At 56.2% G+C, this 5,033-nt stretch carries 3 protein-coding genes; 2 read left to right on the forward strand and 1 reads right to left on the reverse strand.

What is annotated here, in order from left to right:
• Positions 1-77: 77 nt before the first annotated feature.
• A complete protein-coding gene (locus GEAM_RS08595) occupies positions 78-362 on the reverse strand; it encodes a putative hemolysin (RefSeq protein WP_034790585.1) in 285 nt (94 codons plus the stop codon).
• Between the two features lie 235 nt (positions 363-597).
• On the opposite strand from GEAM_RS08595, the gene GEAM_RS08600 reads away from it, so the two are divergent.
• Together GEAM_RS08600 and nifJ are read left to right on the forward strand one after the other, a co-directional pair.
• Positions 598-1,257: an MgtC/SapB family protein gene (locus tag GEAM_RS08600; protein WP_034790587.1), complete on the forward strand. Its 660-nt coding sequence runs from the start codon at positions 598-600 to the stop codon at positions 1,255-1,257.
• A 235-nt stretch (positions 1,258-1,492) separates the two neighbouring features.
• Positions 1,493-5,026, forward strand: coding sequence for a pyruvate:ferredoxin (flavodoxin) oxidoreductase (gene nifJ / locus GEAM_RS08605; RefSeq protein WP_034790589.1), 3,534 nt, complete (start codon positions 1,493-1,495; stop codon positions 5,024-5,026).
• Positions 5,027-5,033 lie beyond the last annotated feature (7 nt).

Genomic DNA, 5,033 nt, shown 5'->3' on the forward strand with positions numbered 1-5,033 from the left:
ACCTTGACCTTAGCGAGTGTGGGCGGCGAGCCCACGGTCTTGAATTTGAATTTAAAAGCGCTCAAAAGCAGCCTGCCTCACCCCGCTGTACATCTCCCCGCCATTAAAGCGCTTTCCGAACACTGACGCCCATTCGACATCGAACACATGCCTACGCGGCTGCCGTCTAACTGAGGGGCCATGCGCAACTGACCACCGGCCATGGAACATGCGGCGAAGGCCGGGCTGTCCATGTTGACGCTGTGGTTGGAAAGATTAACGCTGTTACCCTTCTGGGGAACGTCGTTGGAATCATCGTGGCTGCTACAGGCGGCCAATACCAGAACGGCTCCGGCCAATAATACGCGTAAGGCAGTGATCATCAGTCCTGCTCCTGAAGAATAACGGGGTGTCGGGAATTAAGTGGAAATCATCATAGCCGAGCAATTCCGCCAGCGTCGAGTGTTAGCAAGAATTAATATCAACTTTTTCCTAAAAATAAACGATTAGATACACTTTATTTCGTTCCGTTATTTCTTTGGCTCATAAACTTAGGGCTAATTCACCGTTTTTGAGTATCAAGTACTTAAAATAACCACAACAAGGAGGCATTTTATAATGGTGACAGATTTTTTAATTCGCATTGCGCTGGCCGGGGTTTTAGGCGGGCTAATTGGTATTGAACGCCAGCTTCGGGCGAAAGAAGCCGGGCTGCGAACGCACGTATTAGTGGGTATCGGCAGCGCGATGTTTATGATTGTGTCGAAATACGGTTTCGCCGACTTACTCACCCTCACCCACGTCAGTTTTGACCCCAGCCGCGTTGCAGCGCAGGTGGTGAGCGGCATGGGCTTCTTGGGTGCCGGGACCATTATCATCCAGAAACAGGTGGTAAAAGGCTTAACCACCGCCGCTGGATTATGGGTTACCGCCGCGATCGGGTTAGTTATCGGGAGCGGACTTTATGAGATTGGTATTTACGGCGCGTTCCTCACCTTAATTGTGCTGGAAATGTTCCGCCAAATTAGTAATAGGCTGATCGGCCATCACCATCTGATTGAAATACGCCTAGCGCCGCAAAGCGTGCCTTCGGTATTAATAGCATTGCAGAAAATGCGTATTCGTCCGGGCCATATTAAAGTCAATCAGCGCGACGATGGTGACGAAAGCAAATGCGAATTAGTGATGGACGTGGTGTTAAAACCGAAACAAAGCGTAGATAAACTGTACGAAGCGATCATGACCGTTCAGGGTATTAAGCGTATTGACATCAATTAGTCTCTTACCGCGCTGACGGCTATTTTCTTGAATTGCGAGGGGAATTCACCCTCGCACTCGTAATAGAAATCCTACTCTCACGCCCCGCCCGATAACCCTATCATTTCACTCAACTATTAACCCTGCACACAATCAGGATAAATTGATTGATGCCCCGCGTGTAAACTTTTTCTTATTCGAACCGGTTCGGCATGGCTGTTTCCGGCAAGCATTAGGAAATGAAAAAGGGGTTTTCATGATCACCACTGACGGTAATAACGCAGTTGCTTCCGTGGCCTATCGCACCAATGAAGTGATTGCTATCTACCCTATTACGCCAAGTTCGACCATGGCCGAAATCGCCGGCGCGTGGTCCGGTGAAGGTAAGAAAAATCTCTGGGGCGATGTCCCAACCGTAATGGAAATGCAGTCAGAGGCCGGGGCGATTTCTACCGTCCACGGCGCGCTGCAAACCGGCGCACTCTCCACCTCTTTCACTTCATCGCAGGGTTTGCTGCTGATGATCCCCACGCTCTACAAATTGGCCGGTGAATTAACGCCGTTTGTGCTGCACGTCGCCGCCCGCACCGTGGCCACTCACGCCCTGTCTATTTTTGGCGATCACTCCGACGTGATGGCCGTGCGCCAGACCGGCTGCGCGCTGCTCAGCGCCGCCAGCGTGCAGGAAGCGCAGGACTTCGCGCTGATTTCTCAAGTTGCCAGCCTTAACAGCCGCGTGCCATTTATTCATTTCTTCGACGGATTCCGCACCTCGCATGAAATCAATAAAATTGCGCCGCTGAGTGATGACACGCTGCAACAGATGCTGCCACAGCAGCAGATTGACGCCCACCGCGCCCGCGCCCTGACGCCGGACCGCCCGGTGATCCGCGGCACCTCGGCCAACCCAGACACCTATTTCCAGTCGCGCGAAGCCACCAACCCCTATTACGATGCCACCTGCCAGCACGTCATTGACGCGATGGAGGCGTTCTCCGCCCTCACTGGCCGCACCTACAAGCCTTTCGACTATGTTGGCCACCCGCAGGCAGAGCGCGTGATCGTGCTGATGGGTTCCGGGATCGGCACCTGCGAAGAAGTGATTGAAACCCTGATTGAGCGCGGCGAAAAGGTCGGCGTGTTGAAAGTGCGCCTGTATCGCCCATTCAGCGCCAAACACCTACTGGGCGTGCTGCCGCAGAGCGTCAAAACGCTTGCCGTGATGGATCGCACCAAAGAGCCGGGTTCCCTCGCCGAGCCGCTGTATCTCGACGTCATGACCGCGCTGGCCGAAGCTTACAGTCGAGGCGAGCGTGATACCCTGCCGAAAGTGATTGGCGGCCGCTATGGCCTCTCTTCCAAAGAGTTCGGCCCCGACTGCGTGCTGTCGATTTTCGACGAACTGGCTCTCAGCCAGCCTCGCCCGCGCTTTACCGTGGGTATTTATGACGACGTGACCGGCCTGTCGCTGCCGGTGAATGATGAGCAACTGCCGCAACACGCCACGCTGGAGGCCCTGTTCTACGGGCTGGGCAGCGACGGTTCAGTTTCGGCCACCAAGAACAACATCAAAATCATTGGTAATAGCACGCCGCTGTTTGCGCAGGGCTATTTTGTCTATGACTCGAAGAAGGCCGGTGGCCTGACGGTGTCGCACCTGCGCGTTAGCCCGCAGCCGATTAAATCTGCCTACTTGGTCAGCCACGCGCACTTCGTTGCCTGCCACCAGTGGCAGTTCATCGACCTGTATCAGATGGCCGAGCGCCTGCGTCCGGGCGGCATTTTCCTGCTCAACACGCCTTTCTCGGCACAAGAAGTGTGGGAGCGCCTGCCGCTGGAAGTTCAGTCTTCGCTGCATAAGAACAGTGCCCGTTTCTACATCATCAACGCCGCGAAAATTGCTCGCGAATGCCAGCTGGGCGCGCGTATCAATACCGTGATGCAGATGGCGTTCTTCCACCTGACTCAAATTCTGCCGGGCGATCAGGCCCTGAAAGAGCTGCAAGGCGCGATTGCCCGCAGCTACAGCAGCAAAGGCGAAGAGCTGGTGATGCGCAACTGGCAGGCACTGGGCGCGACTCTTGAGCAGCTGATTGAAGTGCCGTTGCAGGCCATTCCAGAGCAGCCGCGCAAGCGTCCGCCGATTGTGTCTGACGCCGCGCCTGATTTCGTCAAAACGGTCACCGCCGCGATGCTCGCCGGTCTGGGCGATGCCCTGCCAGTTTCCGCCTTCCCGCCTGACGGCACTTGGCCAACCGGCACCACCCAGTGGGAAAAACGCAATATTGCCGAAGAAGTGCCTATCTGGCAGCCGGATTTGTGTACCCAGTGCAACCACTGCGTCGCCGCCTGCCCGCACTCGGCTATCCGTGCCAAAGTGGTTCAGCCCGAAGCCATGGAAGGCGCGCCGTCCGCCCTGCAATCGCTGGATGTGAAATCTCGCGATATGCGCGGCCAGAAATACGTGCTGCAAGTGGCCCCGGAAGACTGCACCGGCTGTAATTTGTGTGTGGAAGTCTGCCCGGCGAAAGATCGCCAGAACCCAGAAATCAAAGCCATCAACATGGCGGATCGCATTGAGCATTTAGAAGAGGAGAAGGCCAATTACGACTTCTTCCTTAAACTGCCGGAAATCGACGCCAGCCAGCTCGAGCGCATCGACATTCGCACCTCGCAGCTGATCACCCCGCTGTTTGAGTACTCCGGTGCCTGCTCCGGCTGTGGCGAAACGCCTTACATCAAGCTATTAACCCAGCTGTATGGCGACCGCCTGCTGATAGCCAACGCCACCGGTTGTTCATCTATTTACGGCGGCAACCTGCCTTCCACGCCTTACACCACCAATGCCGAAGGCCGTGGGCCCGCGTGGGCCAACTCGCTGTTTGAAGATAACGCCGAGTTCGGTTTGGGCTTCCGCCTGACGGTAGACCAGCACCGCCGCCGCATCCTGCGTCTGATTGATTCGCTTGCCGAGCATATTCCAGCCGAGCTATTGGGCGGGCTGCGCGATGAGACCTCGACGCCAGAAGTGAAGCGCCAGCACGTCACCGAGTTGCGTAAGATTTTGGCTGAGATTGACTCTGCAGATGCCCGTCAGTTAGCTACCGACGCGGATTATCTGGTGGATAAATCCATCTGGCTGATTGGCGGCGACGGCTGGGCCTATGACATTGGGTTCGGCGGCTTGGACCACGTGCTGAGCCTGACGGAAAACGTCAATGTGCTGGTGCTCGACACCCAGTGCTATTCCAACACCGGCGGCCAGCAGTCGAAAGCCACTCCGCTCGGCGCAGTCACCAAGTTCGCCGAGCAGGGTAAGCGCAAGTCGCGCAAAGATTTGGGCGTCAGCATGATGATGTACGGCCATGTGTATGTGGCTCAGATTTCCCTTGGCGCACAGTTGAACCAAACGGTGAAAGCCATTCAGGAAGCCGAAGCCTACCCCGGCCCGTCGCTGATCATCGCCTACAGCCCATGCGAGGAGCACGGCTACGATCTGGCCCTGAGCCACGACCAGATGAAACAGCTCACCGCCACCGGTTTCTGGCCGCTGTATCGCTTCGACCCACGCCGCCCGGAAGAAGGTAAAGCCGCGCTGGCGCTGGATTCCCGCCCGCCAAACAGCAACCTAACGGACACGCTGAACAACGAGCAGCGCTTCAGAAGGCTCAACGCCCAACAACCGGAAGTCGCCACCCAGCTGTATGCAGCGGCAGAGAAGGAGCTTCAGGAGAAGTATGAGTTCTTGGAGCTGCTGGCCGGTAAGAGAACCAATGGGGATTCGGCATAAAGTTAAG

It is taken from the genome of Ewingella americana ATCC 33852 (assembly GCF_000735345.1).
In the GTDB taxonomy this organism is placed as follows: domain Bacteria; phylum Pseudomonadota; class Gammaproteobacteria; order Enterobacterales; family Enterobacteriaceae; genus Ewingella; species Ewingella americana.